This is a genomic window from Thiobaca trueperi (assembly GCF_004342175.1).
Taxonomy (GTDB): domain Bacteria; phylum Pseudomonadota; class Gammaproteobacteria; order Chromatiales; family Chromatiaceae; genus Thiobaca; species Thiobaca trueperi.
This window is the reverse complement of the sequence record NZ_SMAO01000006.1, coordinates 207578-230009: the sequence shown is the minus strand read 5'-3', so window position 1 is coordinate 230009 and position 22432 is coordinate 207578. Positions and strand designations below refer to the sequence as shown.

General features: G+C 60.6%; 26 protein-coding genes and 1 tRNA gene. 16 read left to right on the top strand and 11 right to left on the bottom strand.

Going from position 1 to position 22432, the window contains the following annotated elements; genetic code table 11:
• Positions 1-105: 105 nt before the first annotated feature.
• Positions 106-519, top strand: coding sequence for a BON domain-containing protein (locus tag EDC35_RS13030; RefSeq protein ID WP_132977683.1), 414 nt, complete (start codon positions 106-108; stop codon positions 517-519).
• A 174-nt stretch (positions 520-693) separates the two neighbouring features.
• Here the strand turns inward: EDC35_RS13030 and EDC35_RS13025 are convergent, their stop codons facing one another.
• Both EDC35_RS13025 and EDC35_RS13020 read right to left on the bottom strand, forming a co-directional pair.
• On the bottom strand, positions 694-2391 hold the full coding sequence (locus tag EDC35_RS13025) for an FAD-dependent oxidoreductase (RefSeq protein WP_132977682.1): 1698 nt from the start codon (positions 2389-2391) through the stop codon (positions 694-696).
• 43 nt (positions 2392-2434) lie between these two features.
• Complete coding sequence (locus EDC35_RS13020) at positions 2435-2863, bottom strand: hypothetical protein (RefSeq protein WP_132977681.1); 429 nt, start codon at positions 2861-2863, stop codon at positions 2435-2437.
• 138 nt (positions 2864-3001) lie between these two features.
• Here EDC35_RS13020 and EDC35_RS19005 point away from each other — a divergent pair, with 138 nt between their 5' ends.
• A complete protein-coding gene (locus tag EDC35_RS19005) occupies positions 3002-3127 on the top strand; it encodes a hypothetical protein (RefSeq protein ID WP_279387996.1) in 126 nt (41 codons plus the stop codon).
• Here EDC35_RS19005 and EDC35_RS13015 read toward each other — a convergent pair.
• From EDC35_RS13015 to EDC35_RS13000, 4 genes are all read right to left on the bottom strand, one after another.
• The gene (locus EDC35_RS13015) at positions 3109-3543 is read right to left on the bottom strand and encodes a NifB/NifX family molybdenum-iron cluster-binding protein (protein WP_132977680.1); all 435 of its coding nucleotides are present in this window, start codon (positions 3541-3543) and stop codon (positions 3109-3111) included. The genes EDC35_RS19005 and EDC35_RS13015 overlap by 19 nt on opposite strands.
• A gap of 187 nt (positions 3544-3730) precedes the next feature.
• A complete protein-coding gene (locus EDC35_RS13010; protein ID WP_243651648.1) occupies positions 3731-3922 on the bottom strand; it encodes a YgaP family membrane protein in 192 nt (63 codons plus the stop codon).
• Positions 3923-4014: 92 nt separating this feature from the next.
• Positions 4015-4686 carry a Crp/Fnr family transcriptional regulator gene (locus EDC35_RS13005; RefSeq protein WP_132977679.1) on the bottom strand — a complete coding sequence of 224 codons (672 nt, stop codon included), beginning with the start codon at positions 4684-4686 and terminating at the stop codon, positions 4015-4017.
• Between the two features lie 27 nt (positions 4687-4713).
• Positions 4714-5712 (bottom strand): zinc ribbon domain-containing protein, encoded by a 999-nt coding sequence (locus EDC35_RS13000; protein ID WP_243651647.1) that lies wholly within the window; start codon positions 5710-5712, stop codon positions 4714-4716.
• Between the two features lie 125 nt (positions 5713-5837).
• On the opposite strand from EDC35_RS13000, the gene EDC35_RS12995 reads away from it, so the two are divergent.
• The 14 genes from EDC35_RS12995 (at position 5838) to EDC35_RS12930 (ending at position 17917) form a co-directional block, all read left to right on the top strand.
• A complete protein-coding gene (locus EDC35_RS12995) occupies positions 5838-7178 on the top strand; it encodes a sigma-54-dependent transcriptional regulator (RefSeq protein WP_132977678.1) in 1341 nt (446 codons plus the stop codon).
• Positions 7179-7258: 80 nt separating this feature from the next.
• Positions 7259-7345 (top strand) — tRNA-Leu (locus EDC35_RS12990).
• Positions 7346-7486: 141 nt separating this feature from the next.
• Positions 7487-8554, top strand: coding sequence for a tyrosine-type recombinase/integrase (locus EDC35_RS12985; protein WP_132977677.1), 1068 nt, complete (start codon positions 7487-7489; stop codon positions 8552-8554).
• Entirely contained in the window at positions 8551-9351 is an 801-nt protein-coding gene (locus EDC35_RS12980; RefSeq protein ID WP_132977676.1) for a hypothetical protein, read from the top strand. Before EDC35_RS12985 ends, EDC35_RS12980 begins: the two co-directional genes overlap by 4 nt.
• A gap of 154 nt (positions 9352-9505) precedes the next feature.
• Entirely contained in the window at positions 9506-9760 is a 255-nt protein-coding gene (locus EDC35_RS12975) for a hypothetical protein (protein WP_132977675.1), read from the top strand.
• A gap of 311 nt (positions 9761-10071) precedes the next feature.
• Complete coding sequence (locus EDC35_RS12970; protein ID WP_132977674.1) at positions 10072-10569, top strand: hypothetical protein; 498 nt, start codon at positions 10072-10074, stop codon at positions 10567-10569.
• Positions 10566-10919: a hypothetical protein gene (locus EDC35_RS12965; protein ID WP_132977673.1), complete on the top strand. Its 354-nt coding sequence runs from the start codon at positions 10566-10568 to the stop codon at positions 10917-10919. The genes EDC35_RS12970 and EDC35_RS12965 overlap by 4 nt, the downstream gene beginning before the upstream one ends.
• Complete coding sequence (locus EDC35_RS12960) at positions 10916-13018, top strand: AAA family ATPase (protein ID WP_132977672.1); 2103 nt, start codon at positions 10916-10918, stop codon at positions 13016-13018. Before EDC35_RS12965 ends, EDC35_RS12960 begins: the two co-directional genes overlap by 4 nt.
• Positions 13019-13362: 344 nt before the next feature.
• Positions 13363-13968 carry a hypothetical protein gene (locus EDC35_RS12955; RefSeq protein WP_132977671.1) on the top strand — a complete coding sequence of 202 codons (606 nt, stop codon included), beginning with the start codon at positions 13363-13365 and terminating at the stop codon, positions 13966-13968.
• A gap of 8 nt (positions 13969-13976) precedes the next feature.
• On the top strand, positions 13977-14258 hold the full coding sequence (locus EDC35_RS12950) for a hypothetical protein (protein ID WP_132977670.1): 282 nt from the start codon (positions 13977-13979) through the stop codon (positions 14256-14258).
• A gap of 74 nt (positions 14259-14332) precedes the next feature.
• Positions 14333-15544, top strand: a complete 1212-nt coding sequence (locus tag EDC35_RS12945) for a phage major capsid protein (protein WP_132977669.1) — start codon at positions 14333-14335, stop codon at positions 15542-15544.
• 246 nt (positions 15545-15790) lie between these two features.
• Positions 15791-16081, top strand: a complete 291-nt coding sequence (locus tag EDC35_RS12940) for a helix-turn-helix domain-containing protein (protein ID WP_165903431.1) — start codon at positions 15791-15793, stop codon at positions 16079-16081.
• A 25-nt stretch (positions 16082-16106) separates the two neighbouring features.
• Positions 16107-16475, top strand: a complete 369-nt coding sequence (locus tag EDC35_RS12935) for a hypothetical protein (protein WP_132977667.1) — start codon at positions 16107-16109, stop codon at positions 16473-16475.
• A gap of 365 nt (positions 16476-16840) precedes the next feature.
• Positions 16841-17917 (top strand): EAL domain-containing protein, encoded by a 1077-nt coding sequence (locus EDC35_RS12930; protein WP_132977666.1) that lies wholly within the window; start codon positions 16841-16843, stop codon positions 17915-17917.
• Between the two features lie 40 nt (positions 17918-17957).
• Here EDC35_RS12930 and EDC35_RS12925 read toward each other — a convergent pair whose 3' ends face one another.
• From EDC35_RS12925 to bchY, 5 genes are all read right to left on the bottom strand, one after another.
• The gene (locus tag EDC35_RS12925) at positions 17958-19337 is read right to left on the bottom strand and encodes a hypothetical protein (RefSeq protein WP_132977665.1); all 1380 of its coding nucleotides are present in this window, start codon (positions 19335-19337) and stop codon (positions 17958-17960) included.
• A gap of 256 nt (positions 19338-19593) precedes the next feature.
• Positions 19594-19845 (bottom strand): DUF2442 domain-containing protein, encoded by a 252-nt coding sequence (locus EDC35_RS19145; RefSeq protein WP_132977664.1) that lies wholly within the window; start codon positions 19843-19845, stop codon positions 19594-19596.
• Positions 19838-20077: a DUF4160 domain-containing protein gene (locus EDC35_RS12915; protein WP_279387998.1), complete on the bottom strand. Its 240-nt coding sequence runs from the start codon at positions 20075-20077 to the stop codon at positions 19838-19840. The genes EDC35_RS19145 and EDC35_RS12915 overlap by 8 nt, the downstream gene beginning before the upstream one ends.
• A 214-nt stretch (positions 20078-20291) precedes the next feature.
• Positions 20292-20891, bottom strand: a complete 600-nt coding sequence (locus EDC35_RS12910; RefSeq protein WP_132977662.1) for a hypothetical protein — start codon at positions 20889-20891, stop codon at positions 20292-20294.
• Positions 20892-21018: 127 nt separating this feature from the next.
• Positions 21019-22413 (bottom strand): chlorophyllide a reductase subunit Y, encoded by a 1395-nt coding sequence (bchY, locus tag EDC35_RS12905; RefSeq protein ID WP_132977661.1) that lies wholly within the window; start codon positions 22411-22413, stop codon positions 21019-21021.
• Between the last annotated feature and the right edge of the window lie 19 nt (positions 22414-22432).

The window sequence follows — 22432 nt, the reverse complement described above, 5'->3', positions numbered from 1 at the left end:
GCGTAGCCCTACGGACTAGGTAATGATGGGATCGTCGCGCAGAATAGAGTTGGATCGCATCGTTATGTCCCGCCCCCTGTTGCAAGAAAATTCCCGGAGCGCGTTATGAATTCATCACAAACAATCCTTGGCCTCGCTTCGCTGTCGCTCATCTTGACTTTGGGACTGACTGCCTGCGAGCAGGAGGGCACCGCCGAAAAGGCCGGGCAAGAGATTGATCGTGCCGCTGAAAAAATTGGCGAAAAAATGGATGAGGCAAGGGATTCGCTCGACAGACGGGCTGAACGAACCGGCAATTATCTTGGTGAAGCGACCATCACCGGAAAAATCAGGGCCGAGATCCTGCGCGACCCATCGATCAAGATCTTTCAATTCAACATCGACACAACAAACGGCGCGGTCAAATTGAGCGGCGTGGTCGATTCGCAGCAAAGCATCGACCGCATCCAGAAAATCGCTCGTGGTGTGGACGGCGTGAAGTCAGTCGATAGCGATCTGACGGTGAAAGGTTCTGAGTAACACATGATCCGGGCCGACGGATGTCAATGATTCGTGCAGCAGTGCAGATGTTCCGAGACCATTTCTATCGTTGTCGTTGTCGTAATCGTCGGCTCGCAAATCTTCAATGATGACAACGACAACGAACAGCATCGAGATTTCTAAGGTGCTGCATCAAACACTTAGCCGCGACGACTATTTCTCGCGCGGATAGGGCCAGGCCAGCACACCGCCTTCCATCACCCTGACATTGCGCCAGCCACGGGCGCTGAGGATGATGGCGGCCTCGTAGCCACGCAGCGAGATCTGGCAATAGACGATGATCTCCCGATCCTTGTCCTGAGGCAGCTCGTGCAGCCGGTCACGCAGCGCGCCGAGCGGAATCAGGGTCTCACCGATGCCGAGACGCATCGCCTCGAACTCGCGGGGGGTACGCACATCAAGGATGAAGCAATCGGCACCCTGATCGACGCGCGTCTTGACCGCTGCGACTGACAATCCCTGCATCCGCCCGGCGAGTTTGTTCTCCAGCACTTGGGCCGCCACGATGACGTGATCCAGCGCCAGCGAGTAAGGCGGGGCATAGGGTAGATCGGCATTGACCAGATCGGCGACGGTCAACTGGCCGCGAATCGCCATGGCCACCGTCGCGACACGCTTGCTGGCGTCGCCGGGGCCGATGCACTGGAAGCCCAGCACCCGACCGGACTGGCGCTCGGCCACCAGCTTGCTGACCAGCAGTTTGCCGCCCATGAAACCGGGGATGTCGGTCCCGGCGATGGTCGCGGTCTCGATCTCCATGCCAAGATCCCGCGCCCGCTGCTCCGAGAGCCCGGTGAAACCCACCGTATAGTCGAAAATCCTGCAGATGCCGGTCTGAGTGACGCCGGGGAAGCGGGCGCTGTCCGCGTTGATCACGTTTTGACCGGCCACCCGCCCCTGAAGGTTGGCGATATCGCCATAGGGCGCATTCATCTGCTGCCCGGTGATGAGCGAGGTGCACTCGCAGCAGTCGCCGGCGGCATAGATGTCGGGGTCTGAAGTCTGCATGAATTCATTGACCGCAATCCCGCCGAACTCACCGATGGTGAGCCCCGCCGACTGCGCGAGTGCGCTGTTGGGTTTCACGCCCACCGCCACCACGGCCAGTTCGCAGGGCAGTTCGGTGCCATTGTCGAGCTTGACGCCGGTGAGCCGTCCGTTTTCGCCCAGGAACTCGGTGACGCCATGACCCAGGAGAATGTCGGCTCCATGCGTCCGGACATGGTTCTCGACCAATTTGGCCAGATGCGGATCCAGAAAAGGCAGGATCTGCCGGGTCTTCTCAATGACCGTGGTATGAATCCCGGCCAGACGCAGCGCCTCACAGACCTCGAATCCGATCAGTCCGCCGCCGACCACGACCGCCATCCTGACCGACTGCTGATCGCGCACCGCCCGCAAGGCGTCGGCGTCGGCCAGTGAATGCAGGCTCGTCACACCAGCCAGATCGATACCTGGAACGGGCGGACGCAACGGCCTGGCCCCGGTGGCGATCACCAGCCGGTCATAGGGCAGGCTGAATCGCTCGCCGGTGGGCAGGTGCTGACAGGTGACGGTCCTGGCGGCGCGGTCGATCTCCACCGCTTCGGTCTCCACCAGCGCCTTGATGCGCTTGGCCTGATGGAAGAAAGCGGGATCGCGGGTGATGCCGGCCGGACTGCCGATCAGGAGATTGCGATCATCGAAGGTGCCGCCGACATAGTAAGGGAAGCCGCAGGATGCCATGGACAGGTCCGGCTCGCGCTGGATCAGGGTGATCTCGGCGAACTCGTCCAGGCGGCGCGCCTTGGCTGCCGCCTTGGGGCCGGCGGCGGTGCCGCCGATGACCAGGATACGCAGGGGTGATGACATGCTGGGGCTCCTCGGGGGATTCGGTGCGGCAGGATCAATTCGATCAGAACGGGGTGGGATTGGCGATACCGTGGTCGGCGAGCCAGCGGACATCCAGCACCCAATGCACGGATTCGACCTCCGGTAACGCTTCGATGACATCCATTGAGCGTTTCTGGGCATCCACCAGCGCCTTCTGGGCCGCGATCATCTTCGGATCGTCTTCGCGCAGACCGTTCAGGTTCGGGTAGATGACCTGCAGAAAGCGGTAGGCCGGAATGTCGAATGAGCGTGGCGTCAGCATGGTCGCCACGCCGTCGCTGAATGAAACGACCCGAAACTGGTAAGGATAATTGGACACCACCGGATCGTCTTCGAGGATGGCATTCATGCTGTTGATGCCGGGCTGCCAGGACGAGCGAACGCCGATGACGATGAGCGCAAGCACGATCAAACCAAGTACAACGCTGTAATTGCGGGTAAAACTGTCCATGAGCGAGTGTCTCTGGAAAAGGCGGAACAGGTGTAACAATCCATCCGTCAAACGGGTGGCTTCGGGTTAAACCCCAAAGGGATTCATTGGCTGGCTGTCTCGTGCCGCAGCGCAACGGTTCCGAGAGCGTCTCCGATCATGATCGTTGTCGTAATCGAAGATTCGCAAATCGATGACGACAACGACAACGACAACGAACACTACTTCGGGATTTCCAAAGCAACCACTGTTGCAGACGGCGAAGATCAGGGCTTCCCGACCTGAAGCCGAACCTGCGCCGGATGATGTTGATCGGCGTGATCGTGCCGATGATCGTGATGATGGTGGTCATGGTCGTCTTCATGAGGCAAGGCCGCCGCCAGCGGCGCACCGGCTGCCAACTGCGCGACGGCCCGTTGGGGATCCGGCTCGCTGGTCGCATGAACGCTGATGCCATGACGCGCCATGCGCTGCATGAACCCCGCCCCTGCGCTCTGGGTGATCAGGGCATTGAGCCCCAACTGAAACAATGGATGATCTTCTCCGTGATAATCATGGATGGACATCCCGGAAGACAGGTCAAGTCGTTCCGCCTCGACAGGGGGCGCGGATCCATCCACGTCGTAGACGATGAAGCGACGGCTCTTGCCGGCATGCCCGGTGATGGTCTTGAAATTCTGACTGGTGACTGCAATGCGCATGATGGTGCTCTGTTAAACCGCGCCCGGTGCGGTATGCGGTGTTTTCGGATGCTATCGACCTTGACCGCATCGACAGCCGTGAGAGCCTCTGCGGTTTACAGAGAGTTAAACCACGTCACGGTCAAGGGCCGTCGATGCGCCAAACGTCGAACTCACTCGAAGTTTAGCCTTTTGCTCTGGACGCGGTTTAGTCTTTGCAGGTCTTGAAGCCAAACAGGGTGTAGGCCGGGCACCAGGACAGAATGGCCGTGGCCAGCGGAACGATGCCGATCCAGCCCCAGGGTCCGAGATTGCCGGTGACGGTCAGGGCAATCAGGGCGATTCCGGCGACGCCGCGAATCGCACGATCAGTGGTGCCGATGTTTTTGGTGATGTTCACGAGCCGTTTCTCCCAGTGGTGCGTCAATGGCCCCCAGGGATTGGGGACTTTCATCACCTTAAAGCAGCCGACCCGGTCCGTCAGTGACTTGATCACAGAACACTGAAGTCGATGCGCTCCAGACCCTGCCGGTCAAGGATCTGGATCGTCGAGCGCCCCAGCCTGACCAGACCGGCGGTCTCCATGCGTTTGAGATGGCGCGACACCACCTCGCGGGCAGTGCCCATCTCCGCCGCGATTTCCTGATGGGTCGCCATGAGGGGCGCGGACGGCTCCGGGGCGGTTCGCAGCAGGAGAAAATGCGCCAGTCTCTGCCCGATCGGGCGGAAGGCGAGCTCCTCCATCCGCTTGACCAACTGCGCGATGCGCGCCCCCAGATTGTCGAAGACAAAACGCCGGAAGGCCGGTGCCTCGGCCAGAGCACGGTCGAAGACCGGCTTGGAGACCATCAGGATTCTGACCTGGGACTCGGTGAAGGCCTCGGCGGGATAATCATCCCCCGACAGGATGCAGCAGGTGGTGAGAACGCACGCCTGACCGGGCTCGACCCGGTACAGCAGCGCCTCGCGCCCCCCCTCGCCGAGGATCTGCACCCGGATGCTTCCCTCCAGCACCATGACATAGTTGGGGCAGGGCGAGCCGGCGAAGAACACGGGCTGCTCCGGCGGCAGCTCCAGGGACTGGGCGCCCTCCAGCAGTGCGCGGGTCGCAGGGTCGCCAGCGGCCAGGGTCGGAAAGAGGCGGGGCCAGGTCGTCTCAGACATGCTTGTTTCTCATCATTTTGTCGCGCCTCATTTCAGCGCCCTGACCGGCGCCACAAAGAGCATCACGATCAGCCCCAGCAGGGCGGTCAGGGTCAGCGCAACGGCGAGCCGATAGATCAGACGCCAGCCGGGATTGGCCTTGCGGGTGATGCCAAACTGCTCGACATAAATAGTTTCACAGGCGCCGTTGCCGGTATCGGCGCGGGTGGTGCTGGTGCCGCGCGCGAATCCGCCTGTATGTGAATAACGGGCCAGTTGACCGCGCAGATGGATCTGATCGCCGAGCTCGGCGGATTTGATCGCCTCATGGATGGCCGGATCATGGGTCAGCAGATGATTGTTCGAGAGCTGATCCCAGGCAAAGCGCTGCGCGGTTTCGGCGCTGCCGGTCGAGATCCAGCAGGTCCAGGTGCTGTTATGGTACTGCATGTCGCGAAAGACGCCGGAAGTGACATTGTCGCCCCAGACGACGCAGAGATCGCGGATATTGATGAAATCCTTCCAGTCCTTGAAGTGATAGATGTCCCAGAAGACATCACTGTCGTGCAGACTGACCACCACGCCGTCGAGCTGATAATCGAACAGGGGTTCGATGGTATAGCGAATGCCCTGCGTCTCGATCTCGAAGGGCGCGGCGGCGGTCGGGGTCTGGAGCGGCTCACCCAATCGTTCCGCGTGATAGAACGCCGGCGGCGGGAACCGGTTCTTCTGCCAATGGCTCCAGATCGCCAGTCCCAGGCTCGCGAGAAAGACCAGCCACAGGACTTGATTGACGAAGCGGTAAGGAAAACCATCCCGCCGATACAGCGTGGTAGCAGCCCGCCCGCCGCTCCGCGCCCGCCGCTGCGCCTGCTCATATTTATCGAAGACGATCCCGCAGTGACGACAGATGGCGCCGGGCGGCTGCTCCGCACCGCATTTGGGGCAGCGTAGACTGGCCTGAGCAAGCCCCATTCCGGTCGGACGCTGGAAGACCTCGGCAGCAGTCGGCGGGGCCGCTGGATCCGGGGCAGACTCGTGGTGCATCACGCCATCCTCATTCCTCAGTTGGGGAAATTTCATACAATGCGGACTCACAATACAAGTCAGGCCGCACCCGAGTACAGCATCGACAGGATGGCCCTGGCGCAGAATCGCCACACGGAGCAAGCATGAATAAAGCCCAGGCACTCATCGTCGATGACGAGGCCGATATCCTCGATCTCATCAAGATCACCCTGGGACGGATGGACATTCAAGCCGTGACGGCCCTGACGCTTGGCGAGGCCCGACGGCAACTGGAGCGGGACCGCTTCGATCTCTGTCTGACCGACATGAACCTGCCGGATGGCACGGGTCTGGACCTGATCCGTTACATCGGCGAGCATCATCCCGCGCTTCCGGTCGCCATGATCACCGCCCACGGCAACCAGGAATCGGCCGTCGCCGCGATGAAGGCCGGCGCCTTCGATTTCGTGTCCAAGCCGGTCGATCTACAGTTGCTGCGACGACTCGTCGGCTCGGCACTCAAGCTGCGCGGCCGCGCGCTCGGCGACGACACCTCCACCACCACGCCGCTGCTCGGCGAATCACCAGCGATGGAAGAGATCCGCCGCCTCATCGCCAAACTGGCGCGCAATCAGGCGCCGGTCTTCATCACGGGTGAAAGCGGCACCGGCAAGGAGCTGGCGGCGCGACTGATTCATGTGCAGGGACCACGCCGCGAAGGCCCGTTCATCCCCGTGAACTGCGGGGCCATTCCGCAGGATCTGGTGGAAAGCGAGCTGTTCGGGCACAAAAAAGGCAGTTTCACCGGCGCCGTCAGCGACAAGGAAGGGCTCTTTCAGGCCGCCGAGGGCGGCACGCTCTTTCTCGACGAGGTTGCGGACCTGCCACGACCGGCCCAGGTCAAACTGCTGCGTGCCATCCAGGAAAAAAGCGTGCGCCCCGTTGGCGCCCAGCGCGAGGTTGCGGTTGACGCACGCATCATCAGCGCCAGTCATCGCGATCTCGCCACTGAGGTCGCGCAGGGGCGTTTCCGGCAGGATCTCTTTTATCGCATCAATGTCATTGAGCTGCGCATGCCCGCACTCCGCGAGCGCCCCCAGGACATCCCGCTGCTCGTCACCCGCCTGCTCACACGGCTTGCCCGTCAGCAGACAGAACCCGGATACACCCCACAACCCCTGACACTCTCACCCGAGGCGCTGGCGGCACTGCAACGTCATGCCTTCCCCGGCAACGTCCGCGAACTGGAAAACATCCTGGAGCGCGCCACCGCACTCTGCGATGGCGAACGGATCGAGATCCAGGATCTCTATCTGACCAAAAGCGCCCCCCTGAACCCGCTCGACCCCACCATGCAGACGGCAGTGCACCCGAACGGCTCTGCACCGCAGAACCCCTCTGCAACAGTCGATCCAGCCAACTGGAACATCCCCGCCGCCGCCCGAAAACTCGGCATGACCCCACTCGCGATCCGTTGCCGCCTGAGCAGACTGTCCGTCGCTTGAGACGCCTCCCGACGCATCCGCAGCGAACGATTTTAGGGTACCTATTTCCGGGCGTTTACCCTATACTCACGCGCTGCGTTGCCGGGGTGGCGAAATTGGTAGACGCATCAGACTCAAAATCTGACGGGGGTGACCCCATGCCGGTTCGATTCCGGCCCTCGGTACCAAATCAAATCAAGGGGTTAGGCCAAAAAGCCTAACCCCTTTTTCGTGGCGCTCGCCGCGCATGCGCCACTCATGCGCCACTGCCAAAAAAGATTGACGCTATAATCAACTGCCACACCTGACCGCACCTGACGGAAAAAGGCATGGCAACCATCACCAAGCGCATCAATCCCAACGGCGAGACCTGCTATCAGGTTCGCGTCCGGCTCAAAGGTCATCCCGTCCAGATTGCGACCTTCAAGCGCAAGACCGATGCGACCCGCTGGGGTACCCAGACCGAGGCCGCGATTCGCGAGCGCCGACACTTCAAGACCATCGAAAGCACCCGGCGCACCCTGGCCGATCTGATCGACCGCTATCTTCGCGATGTCATTCCCCTCAAAGGCCGTCAGGGGAAGATGCAAACCGCCCAGCTCCAATATTGGCGCGCGGAAATCGGCGCTTACAGCCTGGCCGATGTCACCCCTGCCATGATCGGCGAGGTTCGCGACAAACTGCTACGCACCCAGACCAATCGCGGCGGGCTGATGAACGGGGCGACCGTCAATCGCTATCTGGCTGCATTGGGGCATGCCTTCACCGTCGCGGTGCGCGAATGGGGATGGATCGACGACAACCCCGTGCGCAAAGTCACCAAGCTCAAGGAGGCGCGCGGTCGAGTGCGCTTCCTCTCCGACGACGAACGCGAGCGACTGCTGACGGAATGCCGGGTATCCAAACAGCCGTACCTGCTGGCGGCTGTCGTCCTGGCGCTGTCAACCGGCATGCGGGCGCAGGAGATTCTCGGGTTGACGTGGGATCGGGTGAACATCGAACAGGGGCGGATCCTGCTGGAGCACACCAAAAACGGCGAGCGCCGTCTGGTCCCCCTGGTCGGACAGGCCCGCGCACTGCTGGCTGCTCAACAGCAAAGCAGGATCGACGCCTCGCCGTGGGTCTTCCCTGGACGGAAAGATAAGCCCGTCGAATTGCGGGCGGCATTTCAGTTCGCACTCGACCGCGCGGGGATCGCGGATTTCAAATTCCATGACCTGCGACACAGCGCCGCCAGTTACCTCGCCATGAATGGCGCAAGCGTTGCCGAGATCGCCGAGGTTCTGGGGCACAAGACCCTGCAAATGGTGAAGCGGTACGCCCACCTGAGCGAAGCGCACACCACTGGTGTGGTGGAGCGGATGAATCGGGCGGTCTTTGGTGGAGCAGCGGAATGAGCAAGCCCGCTCATCTGCCACGAGATGTCTGGAACCACGCGAACGTCATCCGTGCGGCTCATGCCAGCAACCCCGCAAGCTGGAACTCCTTGGAGGTGGAGGCGCTGAACCGACTGCTGGATTCCAAATACGAGAAGCTGTGGCGCGACCTGAGCAGCCAAGGTGTCGCCGACCCACTGAGCTGGAGCCTCATCCTGAACCAGTTCATCGGCTCAGCCCCAGGTGCCGGATTTCAGCCCGATCTCCAGGCGGAGATAAAAAGGGCGCGCAAGCGTCAAGCCGATATTGCCGAGCTGTCGGGACAGCTCGCCGATTTGCTGCACGATCATCTGGAACATACGGCCCATCGCGCCTTATCGACCCCAACCGCGCTGTCCGACACACAAACCCTGCTTGAGGCGTCCGGATGGCGCCTGCCGCGTTTCAAGCATTGGGAAGAGGCGGATGTGGAGAAGTCCTTGCGGACTGTCCCACCAGCGGCTCTCCTGGCTGCGCTGGCTCAAGCCGCTGAGGAAAGTAACCCGACCCCAATGTATCCGCATCAAGCCCATGCCACAGTGGGTTACACCAAGCTGGTTAGGTCATGGGTCCACGCCTTTGATGCTGCGTTCGCTGTGGCAGCGGTCAGCATTCTGCCCCCCGATCTGTGGATCGGCCATGAAACCCTGGCACTGATCGCCCGCGCCATCCTGGAACCGCACATTGAGCAGGATAGCGACATATCGGCTGATCTGATCCGGCACGCGCGCAAGATGGCACCACCGTTCCAGCCGGGAGAGTGCGTGATTTTTTACTGACAGCGCAACGCCAGCGCAACTCAACCGGACGTTTCGAGGCTGAAAATCGCTGGAAACGTCCGCGACCGGACACCTCTCATTTTTTAATCTCTGCCACATCGCACCGGACAACGCCCGGCGCGATTCCCTCAACTCCTGCCGGCAGAGGCAAAAAATGAGCAAAGATACCGAGCCCACCACGACCCCCACCCTGTACAGCGTCAAACAATTGGCAGCAGCCGAGCCGGCCCTTAGCGTGGGCGGTCTTCGTGAAGACTTGTTCCATCGGCACACCAATGGCCTGGAGGCATCTGGCGCGGTGATCCGGCGCGGGCGACGTTTGTTGCTTCACCGGGAACGATACATGGCATGGCTGATCGATGGTCGCGCCAGCTTAAGGGGCGGCGAGCGGATGAGGAAAGCCGCATGAACCGCCGATCCGTTCAGCGCCGGCAGTCCCGGCGAGAAAAACAGGCCCGGAAGTGGACCGGAAATGAAAGCGCCCCGCTGCGTGAACAGCGAGGCGTTGCATTGGGCGACCGACCCGGTTTAATCTGTAGCCGTTCCAGATCCCCTGGCAGGGAACTGGACATTTAAGCCCGACTGACGATACCAGTTGAGCACCGGCAGGATGATTATACCCAACACGGGTGCAGTGCGTCAGCACTGTCTGTCGTCTGTCCTGCCCCTGCCCGCCTGTCTGTCAGTCGAACCCTGCAACTCTGCATTGAGGTTCGACCCATGAAGACACCCTTCACCTTTAACGCCGCACTGACCCCTCGCCAGATCAAGAAGGCCGAGGCGCTGCACCAAGGCTGGCAACCGATCCGGCGCGCTGCGCTGTTTGTCCTGTCGCGCGATTCAATCGACTTAGCCGAGGCGCTGCAATACGAGCCGAAGGCCGAGGCGCTGCTTGAACTCGCGCAACACATCGATGAGTTTCTCAAGTGGCGCGCTCATGAAACGGAAATGCTGACCGCCGCGCATGCTCGCCTTTGGTACGTGTTGGGCGAAGAAGCGGATCGGATTCTGGCCGGCTCTGCCGTGGAACCCGATGGCGAGCTGATGGACGCCGCGAGCGATTCCGTCTCTCTGGTTCTGGATCTGTCCGAAGCGGAAGCCGCGCTGCTGGCTCAGATCGCCGAGCGTGAAGGCAGCGACCCGGATGCAACAGCCGCGAGTCTGCTCAGTGCGGCGATCCGGCAGCATGCCGAATCGGTTTCGGGAGGTGCAGCATGAGCGCCATCCTCCCCGTGCTCGACACGCTCAATGAGCTGGCCGCCGAGGTCGATTACATCGGCGCAACCGTCGCCGGATCTGGTGTTCCCGAGGCCACCGGCCTCGCGCTGATCATCGACCGCTGGTCAGAGACGCTTGAACGCCTCGCCTCCGATCTGGCCGGCGAGCAAGACGATCCCGACGCAGATGTTCGTCTCGCGCTCGGCGCCTTCGAGCGCGGGCTGCTCTCACGCCTCGCTCGAATCGATGGGTGCACCCTGGCCGAAGCGGCCAGCCGCACCCTTCGCGAAGCGTTGCGCCAGCGCGTGGACGATGATCTCGCGAAGGCCAAGGAGGAACGCGCATCGTGACCGACAGCCCCCAAGGATCGGGGGCGCTGGTCGCTCCCCATCCCTCAACCCCCGCCGTCAACCCGCGTCTGCTGCTGACGGTCGAGATCCCCCAGACCATGCGTGAGGCCCCGCGCTGGCTGGTCTGGCGATTGGAGCCCAACCCCGACCCGACGAAGAAACCGCGCAAAATCCCCTATTACTGCGACGGTTCCCGCCGTCAGGGCGTGCTCGATACCCAAGCGGATTGGGATCGGCTCTGCACCTTCGAGCAGATGCTTGAGGCATTGGACACCGGGCGCTTCACCGGCGCCGGCTTCGCCCTTGGCCCGGACGGTACCGGCAACCACTGGCAGGGGATCGACCTGGATCAGCTCGACCAGCGATCCGAACTGGTTGCCGTGGGCGAAGCCTTGCCCGGTTATATCGAGACCTCCCCCAGCGGCACCGGTCTGCATGCCATCGGCTATGGCCTGCCGTTCAAGTCGCTCGGATCCAACCAGAGCGGGATCGAAGCCTATGCCGCTGGTCGGTATTTCACCGTGACCGGCGATGCGGTCAGAGGCGACATCGAGGACGTGAGCGCCTTTGTGGTCGAGACCCTGGCGCCGCTGCATAGCCCAGGGCGCGACACCACCCGGCAGACCGCGCACCCCGTACCGGGTGAATCGTTCCATGCCAAGATGAACAGCAAGGCGCTGCAAACCTTGAGTGCATGGGTTCCCGCCCTTCTGCCGAAAGCGCGGCCCTATCACGACGGCTTTCGCGTCTCGTCCGCCGATCTGGGGCGCAACCTGGAAGAAGACCTGTCCATCCTGCCGGCAGGCATCAAGGATTTCGGCGAGGAAGTCGGAAGGACGCCGATTGATCTGGTCCTGGATTGGGGACCGGCAAAGGACGCGACCGAGGCCGCGCTATGGCTGTGCGCGCAGATCGGCATCAACCCGGCAACGCTCGGCTGGAAAACCCGACAGGCCGCCCAACCGCGTGAAAACGCAAGGCCCGAACCGCCGCCCCAGGGCGATGGCTCGCCTGCTGCTGCATCTGATCCGGCACCCCGTGCCAATGGCGGACGCAGTCAACCGTCCATCGATCCGGGCGCGGTCACGGTCGTCACGGCATCGTCGATCAAGCCCGAGCCGATTGATTGGATGTGGGAGGGATGGATTGCACGCGGGAAGGTCGAGGTGCTGGCCGGGGCACCCGGCACCGGCAAGACCACCCTCGCCATGGCGCTGGCTGCCACCCTGACCATCGGCGGGCGCTGGCCTGACGGCACCCACGCGGAACCGGGTCACGTGCTGATCTGGTCAGGCGAAGATGACCCCAGAGATACCCTCGTCCCGCGCTTACTCGCCGCTGGCGCGAATCTGGATCGCGTGCACATCGTGACCGGATTCATCCAGGGCGGACAGAAGCGGTCCTTCGATCCCAGCAAGGATGCCCTCGTGCTGGCGGATCATATCGCCGAGATGGATCCGCTGCCGGCGCTGCTGATCGTCGATCCCATCGTGTCGGCAGTCGCGGGTGATTCCAACAAGGCTGCCGAGGTCCGGCGCGCCCTGCAACCGCTAGTCGATCTGGCGATGCTGCGCCGCTGTGCCGTGCTTGGAATCTCCCACTTTACGAAGGGATCGGCGGGACGCGACCCCGTTGAGCGCGTCACCGGCTCGCTGTCCTTCGGCGCGCTGGCCCGTGTGGTACTGGCGACCGCTCGCCTGTCGGAAGACGAGGGAGGCGGGCGGATCCTGGCCCGCGCCAAGTCCAACATCGGCCCCGATACGGGCGGTTTCGCCTATGACCTGGAGCTTCACGAACCGATCCCCGGCATCGAGACCACGCGCATTCTCTGGGGCGATTTCCTGGAGGGGAGCGCACGCGACTTGCTGGCTCAAGCAGAGGCGTCAGGAGCAGATCCAGAGGAGCGCAGCGCCATAGCAGACGCTAAGGAATTCCTGTTGGCGATGCTCAGGGACGGCCCCGCTGACGTGAAGAAAATCCAGCGGGAGGCGCGCGACGACGGCCATTCGCCGGAAACGCTCAAGCGCGCCAAGAAGGCACTCGGCGTGCAATCCCACAAGCAGGATTTCGCGAAGGGATGGATATGGTCACTCCCCTGAGCCGACCAGCGAAGGGGGTCAAGCGGTTCAACCCAAAAAACATGACCCTCTTCGGGATCTTTGAACCCCTTCGCCAAAAATCAATGACTTACAAGCGCCCAAAACGACCCACCAGAAAAAGCCTTGACCCTCTTCGATAGATCATTTTTTAACCATCAATATCAATATGTTACGGATCATGAATGAAGCGAAGAGGGTCAAGAAGGCGAAGAGGGTCAAGGGTAGTGAGTAGGTTCTTCCCGGCTCCTGCGCTGCGGGTCATTGCGGCCCCGCGTTTTTTCTAGCGCGCGGCGTTGCAGCATAGGCAACACTGCTTACAAGCCGTTGAACAGATGGACAAATTAGTGAAAACAGACGTGTTTCAGAGCAAAAAAGCCCCACCGTCAACCGACGAGCTGCCCATCGGTCTGGACCCCGATGGAATCGCGCTCTGTCAAGCGGACTGCGCGCGGCTGTTCGGAGTGACGCGGCAGCGCATCAGTCAGATGGTCAGCCGGGGGCAGTTGACGACCCGCCCGGACGGACGAATCAACCCGTCCCGCGCCGCCGCTGAATTGCTGAGGTCGGACGCCCCACAAGCGCGCTCGAAGATCCTGGTCGCGATCCGCCAGCAGATCGAACGCGCCGAGGCCGAGCGATCCGCCGCCCTGGCTCGCGCCGCCGCCGCCGAGGCTCGCGCAACCCGAGCTGCGCAACAGACAAGATGCCTCGCCGAGCTGCTGATCCGAGCCGAGCGGAGATTGCATCACCTGGAAACCAGCCTGGACGGGCTGATCGACGATGACCTGCTGTGCGAGTGCCTGGATCAGGCATTCAGCCGCGCCGCCGACGAGCCGCTGTCCGCTGGCCTGGCTGGACTGGACGAAGACACCGCCGACACGATCCATGCCGCGCTTCGGCTGGCGGAACCGCCGCCGCCCCCAGCAGATCAGCCGGAGGTCACCGCATGAGCCCACCCTTGGCCCGCACCGCCCAGGAGCGCATCGCGCGCGCGCAAGCGCAGATCGATGGCATCCGCGCCCTTTATGACCTGGCCGAACAGCTCGACCCGGATCTTTCGCGCCCCTGGCGCGCAGCCGGCGAGATCGCCGAGCGGCTGAGACGCTTCAAAACCGCGTGGCTGCGGATCCAGGCCGGCGCCCGCCTGCCGCGCGACGATGTTGAAACCCGCCTGACTGCGGTCCTCAGGGGTGGAATCGGCTGCTCGCGCGAGCGGATTTTCAAAATGTTGAGCGACTGACGGCAAGCGTCAGTTGCGTGTCCGGTAGTCTCACCCTATCGCCCGAAAGGACCACCGACCACGAGGAACCCCGTGTGAACACAGACGACGATAACGACGCCCACGCCGCCCGCTATGAGGCCAAGGATCCCCGCGTTGCGGCCATGAGTCTGGCCGAACTGCGCGAGGCGCAAGAGCGCCTGACTGCCGGATTTCGCGCAAAATACGAGCGCGGCGAGGACACTCCCTATGTGCGCCCGTCGCTTGAAGCGCACCGGGATTTGTTTTGGGCGCTGGCCGGGCAGAGGTTGGGGGAGGACTGCTACCCCGGCGTGCTCTCGAAACTGGCGCTCAACCCGCCCAGCCTTCGCGACTTTGCGCGCGAGGCCTGCGAGGCGCTCCACGGACGCCACGCCGCCGCGTGGGACGACCGCCAGATTTTCGCGCAGTTCGGCCCAGGCACCGCACATCTTGGCGATTTGCTCGCCGATTTCGCCTCTCGATTGGCGTTGTCGCGCACCCCGTCGCTCCTGAAAACGCTCCTGAAAATCTGCCGCCCGGTCGAGCTGAACAACTATCACGCTGGCAAGGTCGGAACCGTCGAGCTGGAGTCCGAGATCGAGGCCGCCGACACCAGCGAGCAACGTCCCTGGCAAAACCTCACGCCGAAGGCCCGCGCCGAGGATCTGGCTTTGGTTCGCAGCCCTATCCGGTTGTTTTTCAGCGAGATCCTGATCGCGAATGACGACATCCAGGCCATTGCGCGCATGGTCGAGTCCACACTGATCGCGGCTGCACAAAATGAATTGCGCGCCGCCTTCGCGTTGCTGAACCAGGATCACACCCTCTCGGACGGCCAGCCGGCATTCCACGCGGCGGGCGGGAATTCTGTAATTGGCACACCCGAGCAAACCGGTCTCGGCTTGGCTATCGGCGTGCTGCGCAACCAGATAGTCAACGGCTCCCCGGCAGATTGCGAGCCGAAATTTCTGCTCTGCCCGGCTGGGAGCGAGCACGCGGCCCGTAAGATCGTTTGCGCAATGTACGGTGATTCCAACAACCGCGCCGCGCCCGAAGTGTTGCCGACCGCTTACCTGGAAAAGCATTGGTACCTGTTCAGCGACCCCGAAGCGTGGCCGGTCCTGGCCCGCGCCACGCTGCGCGGCGAGGGGGGCCAAAGTCTGCGTCTCCGGCCTGGAAATCCCAAGCCCGCCGAAGGCGACCGCGCGTTAGTGCTGACGGGCTCGCACGTCTACGATTACGCGGTCGTCTCCCGTACCGGCTGCGTGCGGATGACTTTCGACTGATTTCTGCGGGCGCACCGGGCGAGGCGCGGCATAGCCCGGCGCAAAGAACCTCCTAAACAATGCCGCGCCACCGGGACAGACTGAGCGTCACCGGACGCGCGGGAACAGCCCGCGCTGCACGACGCGCACCCTTTTCGCTCGCTGGACCGCCCGCCACCGCTGGCCGCACCGCTCGCCCGGCCCATTTCAGGCCGCCGATGTGCCAAGTGGGTGCGACCCAGCGAGCGCCCTTCCTGCGAGGTCCACGTGTTTCAGCATTTCACCAAAATCCTGCGCGAAGAAGTGCCCGGCGAGATCGCCGAGACCGTCATTCGTCGGATCACCGCCGAGCTGGCCGGCGCCAAGATCGCGATTCCGCCCCCGCCACGCCTGACCGACCATGACATTCTGGAGGCGCTGCGCGACTGCGGTTGGCACATCGCCGAGGCCGCGAAGCGCCTGGAGCTGCACCCATCCGCCCTTTACCGCCGGCTCGAAAACCAGCAACGCCACCTGACTCGCCAAGCGCAGCGCGCCCGGCAAATGCTCGCACGTTGAGCGATCTAGACCGCATCTAGACCTTATGCCCGAACAAATCGCCCTGAAATTCCCCGCCGGCACCCGCGCCCGTCTGCACAGTCTGGCCGGCCCCGGCGAAACCATGACCAGCGTGATCCTTCGCGCCCTGGATCGCTTGAGCGAACCGGACGCCCTGGCAGACCTTCGCGCCCGCGTCACCGCCCTGGAGCAGCGCAGAGAAGAGAGCCCGACCACGGGCGACTCCCGCCACTACACCGCACCGGAAAGAGCCCTGGCAATCACGCTGGACCAGCAAGGCCGGCGCCCGGTCGAGATCCGCCGCGCCCTCCTGGCGCAATTTGGCCGCGCGCCCCGCGCAAGCAGCATGCGCCGTCAGCTTCGCCTGTGGCAGACCGATCTAGACCACATCTAGCCGTTACTGCGCCTTTCATTTCCGTCAGTGACGGAAATGAGCGCCCGAACCTATTTCTGGTTGCGTTCTGATATTGGCGCTCTCAGCATATAGGCGATACCATGCGCCACTCATGCGCCACTGTTCGCTAACATCTGCCAGCTTTTCGCCTTACACTGTCGCACGGAACCCGTGAAAAATTCTTAAAAATCATGCTGCAATGTGTTGTGACGCGCTGTAAGTCGTTGATTTTAAACGACTCAAAATCTGACGGGGGTGACCCCATGCCGGTTCGATTCCGGCCCTCGGTACCAATAAAAACTAAGGGGTTAGGTGGCAACACCTAGCCCCTTTTGTTTAAGCGACATTCGCGGGGGAACCTGACGATGCCATGCGCTCGCTGCCAGACGATTCCGCTATCATCCGATGAGCCGGGAAACCTGCTGTTGACCTGCGCCGTGCGCGAGCTGATGGACAAGCTGACCGGCTTTTTGGAGCATCAGGGACTGGGAGGGTGCGTCGAGGACAGAGTGGTCCGTCTCCCAAACACACGCCTGCGCGAATTTCTCGTCCTCGTCCGTGATTCGGGCGCCTTCAACCGTCTCGAATATCAGGGCATTTCGGCGCTGCGGCTGGATTCGGGCGAGACCCTGACCTTCCACGCCTTCACCCGCGCCCGCACCCTGGATCGCTGGCTGAGTCTGCTGGATGCCGACGCCCTGCTCGACATCCTGGAACACAGGCGTTTCATCTCCTGGTTTCAGCCCATTCTGGCCGCCGACACCGGGGCGGTCATCGGGCATGAGGCGCTGCTGCGCGGACAGCGTCAGGATGGCAGCCTGATGTTTCCGGGCGAGATCCTGTCCACCGCAGCCGACAACGATCTGCTGTTTCAGGTTGATCGTCAGGCGCGCGAAACGGCCCTGCACAGTGCGGCGGCGCAGTGTCTGGACGGCCAGCTTTTCATCAATTTCATTCCGACCGCCATCTATGACCCAGCGCACTGTCTGCAAAGCACGGTCGGCTGGGCGAAAAATCTGGGGATCGCGCCGGATCGCATCGTCTTCGAGGTGGTGGAAACCGAAAGGGTCGATGATATCGAGCATCTGAAGCGCATCCTCGACTTCTATCGCACATCCGGTTATCGCGTGGCGCTGGACGATGTCGGCAGCGGTTATGCCTCGCTCAACCTGCTGGCCCAGATCAGGCCCGACATCATCAAGGTCGATATGGAGATCATCCGCCATATCGACACCGATCCGGGTCGTCAGACGGTGTTTCGGGCGCTGATCGGAATCGCCCGCGAGCTGGACATTCAAGTGCTTGCCGAAGGCATCGAAACCCCCGGCGAACTGGCCCATGTCGTGGCCGAAGGGGCGGATCTGCTCCAGGGTTATCTGTTCGCCCGTCCGGCTCCTGAGCCGCCGCAGCCGAACGGCCTGGAGTTTTGGACAAAATCCTGAACCAATCTTGCTGGAAAACCAAGGATTCCACCCATCCTGGCTAAATCGAATTTTTGCATGTGTAACAAAATTCATCCGCACAATCACCAGGCAGGCATTGTGGCCCCTGATAACCGTCTGGTGGATTGACAGCGCAAAATGTATCCATCGTTTGGGTAACTGTGCTGCAATCTCCACTCAAAATACAGGTTATATCGGTCTGGGTTTCGAATTGATACAGAACCAGATGATAAGCATACGGAGATTTGTTTTCGACACAGTTTATCGTTGTTTTTTGTCCGTACTCGACATTTAAAGCGTTTTGAAAATTCTCAGAATCGCCATAATTCGCCGATGCTTCAACAGAAGCCTTGATACCCACGACGCCCAATCCAACCGAATTCGTTACCCACTCGGCCCACTCCGTCGTTTTCGTAAAATAATTTTTGCTCGATGAGCCATAAGCAAGAGCGTAACTTAAATCACATTCAGCGCCTTTGGCGCATTTAAATTCAGCGACTTTCTGCCACGCGACAAATGTTCTCCCATACTGTAATCCACCCAACATTTTCGGTTGAGGAACATCGCCACCGATGATCGAATCCGAGGATGCAATTTGAACATTCGCCCGATATTTGTTAGGCAGTAAAACATAAGAACAGTATCCATTTGTCGAATAAGGCGTCGAATCGTTTCCGAAAGTCGAATGCGAGCACAGGAAGCCTTTTTTAAATGAACCAAGCTGGTAAACCGACCGACCCCAAAAGCTGAATCGCATCAGGACCGGGGTGTTCGCAGCCGCATCTATCCAATCGCTTCCATCAGGCATCCTGAGCTGACAGAACTGATCTTCGGCTGCGCATTCAATCCAATTCAGTTTGACGGGATAGCCATCGTTATTTTTGATGACGGGCTCGCCGATATTGCATTTTTTCTTTGCGTCCGGCAGTGGATCGTACTTGAATTGCGCATTCGTGCAGGGAAAGGTGTTGTCCTGAATGCCTGTAATTGCCTTAAGATTGCCATCCGCATCAGATGCATAATAATGGACCCACGTTGGAATATCCGCGTTATGTATTTGACAGCTCCCATCTTGATCAGCGCACTGATATCCCCAAACATGAGATTCGACACCGGCAATCGATGGAATGTTATCGATGGTATCGCATTGTTTGGCTATGCCCCAAGCCGGATCGCCGAGATCATTGCCGCACCATATCTCATTGATTCCGCTGAACGGAGTATAGATATATCCACCTGAATCACTCTCAGGCTGGTCTTCGGAGGCCGGATTCGCCCCATATCGCAAAATAACAGGTTTGCCGCCATCTATATTGCATGCCTTTCCTTCTTCGCCGCAGATCGTATAATGCGATGAAGCCATTGACGAAATAGCCGCCATCAGTATCGGGATAGAAAACAAAGCAAGTTTGATTTTCATGGCAAACACTTCCTACCAGAAATGGCGTTTTGCGCAAAAAAGCTCACCCAATCGACAGCCCAAATCTCTTGCGCTTTCGTTCGGCGATAGGCCATGGATGGATGGATTACTATCTGCTGCGGTGAGTGATGGGTTTCACTGCCAATAAGCGTCACAGAAATCCTCAAGGTTATCGCGTGGCCGTTCTACCCATCCTTGCTAAGCGTGCCCGGCAGGACATCAATACTCGGTTTTCCAGAAACAGTGACCGTTGCAGTTATGCCGCTTTCTTTATTTCGCAAAGTTCATAAAGACGTGTCGGAGACAGCTCCAAGCCATTGGGCCAACCGAGAGCGCCTATGTCGATGAAGCAACGTTTAATATAGGATTCTGACTGAAGCGGTTCAAGCAAAGGACCATGCCGAGTCGAGCAATAAGACCAGACGTTAAAAATTCCTCTCGCGCCATCGGAAAAAGTCAATTCGAGGCATCCGTTTCCCAAATAATCGAATTCAAGAATTTTAATCATGATCAGCCCCCTGAATACGTTCAAGTGTTTCGAACCGCTGGGCACGGTCCCAATTTTCCAGCAGTTCAACTCGATGAGTCTCGCACCAGTCACTGATAATCGATGCAACTTTTTTCGGAAGTTTGCCTTTTAGAATTTGGCCTGTGTCGATTTGCACTAAAGCCTCGAATCCTTGATACGCAACATGAATGTGTGGCGGCGGATGATCGTCGTGCCACATGCGTACAATCATTCCAAAAAACACTGACAAAACTGGCATTCAGTTGCTCTCAAAACAAAGTCCAAGCTGTCACGAACGATTGTAGATTGTAGCTGCGGTGAATGATGGGTTTCACGGCCAACAAGCGTTACAGCAACCGTCAAGATCATCGCGTGGCCGTTCTACCCATCATACCTCGCTAGATACGGCTCTGTAGACGCAGTATGGGACTGGCTTGAGGCGCGTGTTATGCGAAGTCTGGCAGCTCACTATTTGCACGTGCAAGCAAGAAAGGGCTTGTATATTCGCTTGTAAATAATTTTGGCGGGGGCATCGGGTTAGCATAAGGTTGAGCCACAACTGTTCGATAAAGATAAGACGCTATAATCATCAAGGCCGCCATTGCTTCTAACACATTTTTCAGATTTGCCTCCTTGAAACAAACATGGCGATAGTGTTTGACGTTGTTATAGCTTTTCCACCACGTAGGCGAGTCAAGCGATTGCCAGTCAGCCCACGGCCTAAATGCGTTGATTCCAGGTGTTGTTATGTGAACCTCAGCCTCGGGAAGTTTAGGCAGGTTGGTTAATACGGTCTTTCTATATTGCGCGATGTTTCCGCTAAATACAGCTTGATCTTGATAGTCAGTGGAAGGATCAATCTCTTTACATAGCAATCTGCATATACAATCTATTTCGGCGCACGATAGCTGGAGTATTTTTGATAGCTCAAAAGAGTAAGAGTTGTAGTTGTCCTGAGCGATTTCGATGTAATCCTTTACGGTCATTAAATCTTTCTCTAAAGATATAAAGAAGCGCCAATGATTTAATGCTTCCTGCTCTAACATTTCAGTCCTCAGCTATATTTCTCAGAGGCATAACGTATTCTAGATTGCGCACACAATTCCGTCAGCCAGACTGCACGCAGTCCAACCAACGAAATTGTGAATCACGACAAACGTCCTATCCCTTAATTTACAACTGCGCAGACTTGCCAGCCGCGCGCCCTGTTCCGCGCTTGACCGGCATCACCGGCCACACTCCACTGGTCTCGCCCGTGCCCACGCCCTCAAAGAAGGCCCGCATGGTGGCAAAGCGTTCCTTGTTGGCAAGCGCGGCATTGATGACCTGCGCCAGCGACCCAGCACCCGCCGGTCCCATCAGCGGACGCGCCGAAATCAGGTTGGTGAAATAGAGCGCAGGGATCTGCCGCTCCTTTGCCGCCTGAACCACAGGTGTCGTCCCAATCGCCAGATCCGGCTCCAGCGACTCGACCGCCGCCAGATCCTGTTCCAGCGAGGCGCGGAACTGGACCGGGACGCCGCGCTCCTCCAGCCACGCCAGATCCGGCTCGTTCCAGGGCGTGCGCGGGCAGGCGGTGCCGACATAGGGCACGGTCGCGCCGGATTCGATCAGCAGACGCGCGACCAGCAGCTCCGAGCCTTCATAGCCGGAGACGATGACCCGGCCCTTGATCGGCATGGCGGCGAGCGCGCCACCAATGGCGGGCAGGAACTTGTTCTTGGCTGTGTCAACCTTGTCCTGAGCGATACCGCACGCCTGACCGATGGCATCCAGCCAGGCCGCCGTCCCATCGCGCCCGACCGGGGCCGAGCCGACGATGGGGCGACCGGCAGCGGCGAATTCGCGCGCACTGGCCTGATACTGCGGATGGATGGCCGCCGCCACCCGGCAGTCGAGCGCGGCATAGAGTTCGCGCCATTCGCGGGTCGGCACCACCGGGCCGACGGCCAGACCCAGCGGGTCGAGCATCATGCCGATGCCGACCGGGTCGGCGGGGAACATCTCACCCAGCAGGGTCACGGTCGGGCGCTCGGCGCGTCCACCGCGCGGGGCCTGCACCGGCCCCTGCTCGGCCTCCAGACGGGCGTACTGGAGCATGGCCCCGGCGAGCACGTCCTTGGCCTCGGCATGGGTCGGGGTGCCGAATCCGGGCACATCGATACCGAGAATACGCACGCCGTTCACTTCCTTGGGCAGCAGTCGCAGCGGCACCCCGGAAGCGGTCGGCACACAGAGATTGATGGCGACGATGGTATCGAGCTTGTCAGGGTCGGCGAGCTTGAGCACCGCCTCGCGCGCGTCCTCGAACAGCCGGCCCGAGACCAGCGACTCAGAGTCGAAGGGCACATAGCCGATTGAGCGTCGCGCACCGTAGAAATGCGCGGTGAAGCTCAGACCATAGACACAGCAGCCGGAGCCGACCAGCACCATGGCGGTGCGGCGCATGCGCAGACCGACGCGCAGCGCGCCGAAGGCCGGGCACATGGTCTGCGGCTGATCGTGCGGGCCGCGCTTTTGTCCCGAGGCGCTGGCGCAGCCACTCGCCTGAGTCGAATCCTGGACCATCGCTGATTCCTCCCGGCGC

Coding starts and splice junctions, on each gene's coding strand:
- EDC35_RS13030 (WP_132977683.1), top strand. CDS start 106: ATGAATTCATCACAAACAATCCTTGGCCTCGCTTCGCTGTCGCTCATC.
- EDC35_RS13025 (WP_132977682.1), bottom strand. CDS start 2,391: ATGTCATCACCCCTGCGTATCCTGGTCATCGGCGGCACCGCCGCCGGC.
- EDC35_RS13020 (WP_132977681.1), bottom strand. CDS start 2,863: ATGGACAGTTTTACCCGCAATTACAGCGTTGTACTTGGTTTGATCGTG.
- EDC35_RS19005 (WP_279387996.1), top strand. CDS start 3,002: ATGATCGTTGTCGTAATCGAAGATTCGCAAATCGATGACGACAACGAC.
- EDC35_RS13015 (WP_132977680.1), bottom strand. CDS start 3,543: ATGCGCATTGCAGTCACCAGTCAGAATTTCAAGACCATCACCGGGCAT.
- EDC35_RS13005 (WP_132977679.1), bottom strand. CDS start 4,686: ATGTCTGAGACGACCTGGCCCCGCCTCTTTCCGACCCTGGCCGCTGGC.
- EDC35_RS13000 (WP_243651647.1), bottom strand. CDS start 5,712: ATGCACCACGAGTCTGCCCCGGATCCAGCGGCCCCGCCGACTGCTGCC.
- EDC35_RS12995 (WP_132977678.1), top strand. CDS start 5,838: ATGAATAAAGCCCAGGCACTCATCGTCGATGACGAGGCCGATATCCTC.
- EDC35_RS12985 (WP_132977677.1), top strand. CDS start 7,487: ATGGCAACCATCACCAAGCGCATCAATCCCAACGGCGAGACCTGCTAT.
- EDC35_RS12980 (WP_132977676.1), top strand. CDS start 8,551: ATGAGCAAGCCCGCTCATCTGCCACGAGATGTCTGGAACCACGCGAAC.
- EDC35_RS12975 (WP_132977675.1), top strand. CDS start 9,506: ATGAGCAAAGATACCGAGCCCACCACGACCCCCACCCTGTACAGCGTC.
- EDC35_RS12970 (WP_132977674.1), top strand. CDS start 10,072: ATGAAGACACCCTTCACCTTTAACGCCGCACTGACCCCTCGCCAGATC.
- EDC35_RS12965 (WP_132977673.1), top strand. CDS start 10,566: ATGAGCGCCATCCTCCCCGTGCTCGACACGCTCAATGAGCTGGCCGCC.
- EDC35_RS12935 (WP_132977667.1), top strand. CDS start 16,107: ATGCCCGAACAAATCGCCCTGAAATTCCCCGCCGGCACCCGCGCCCGT.
- EDC35_RS12930 (WP_132977666.1), top strand. CDS start 16,841: ATGCCATGCGCTCGCTGCCAGACGATTCCGCTATCATCCGATGAGCCG.
- EDC35_RS12925 (WP_132977665.1), bottom strand. CDS start 19,337: ATGAAAATCAAACTTGCTTTGTTTTCTATCCCGATACTGATGGCGGCT.
- EDC35_RS19145 (WP_132977664.1), bottom strand. CDS start 19,845: ATGATTAAAATTCTTGAATTCGATTATTTGGGAAACGGATGCCTCGAA.
- EDC35_RS12915 (WP_279387998.1), bottom strand. CDS start 20,077: ATGATTGTACGCATGTGGCACGACGATCATCCGCCGCCACACATTCAT.
- EDC35_RS12910 (WP_132977662.1), bottom strand. CDS start 20,891: ATGTTAGAGCAGGAAGCATTAAATCATTGGCGCTTCTTTATATCTTTA.
- bchY (WP_132977661.1), bottom strand. CDS start 22,413: ATGGTCCAGGATTCGACTCAGGCGAGTGGCTGCGCCAGCGCCTCGGGA.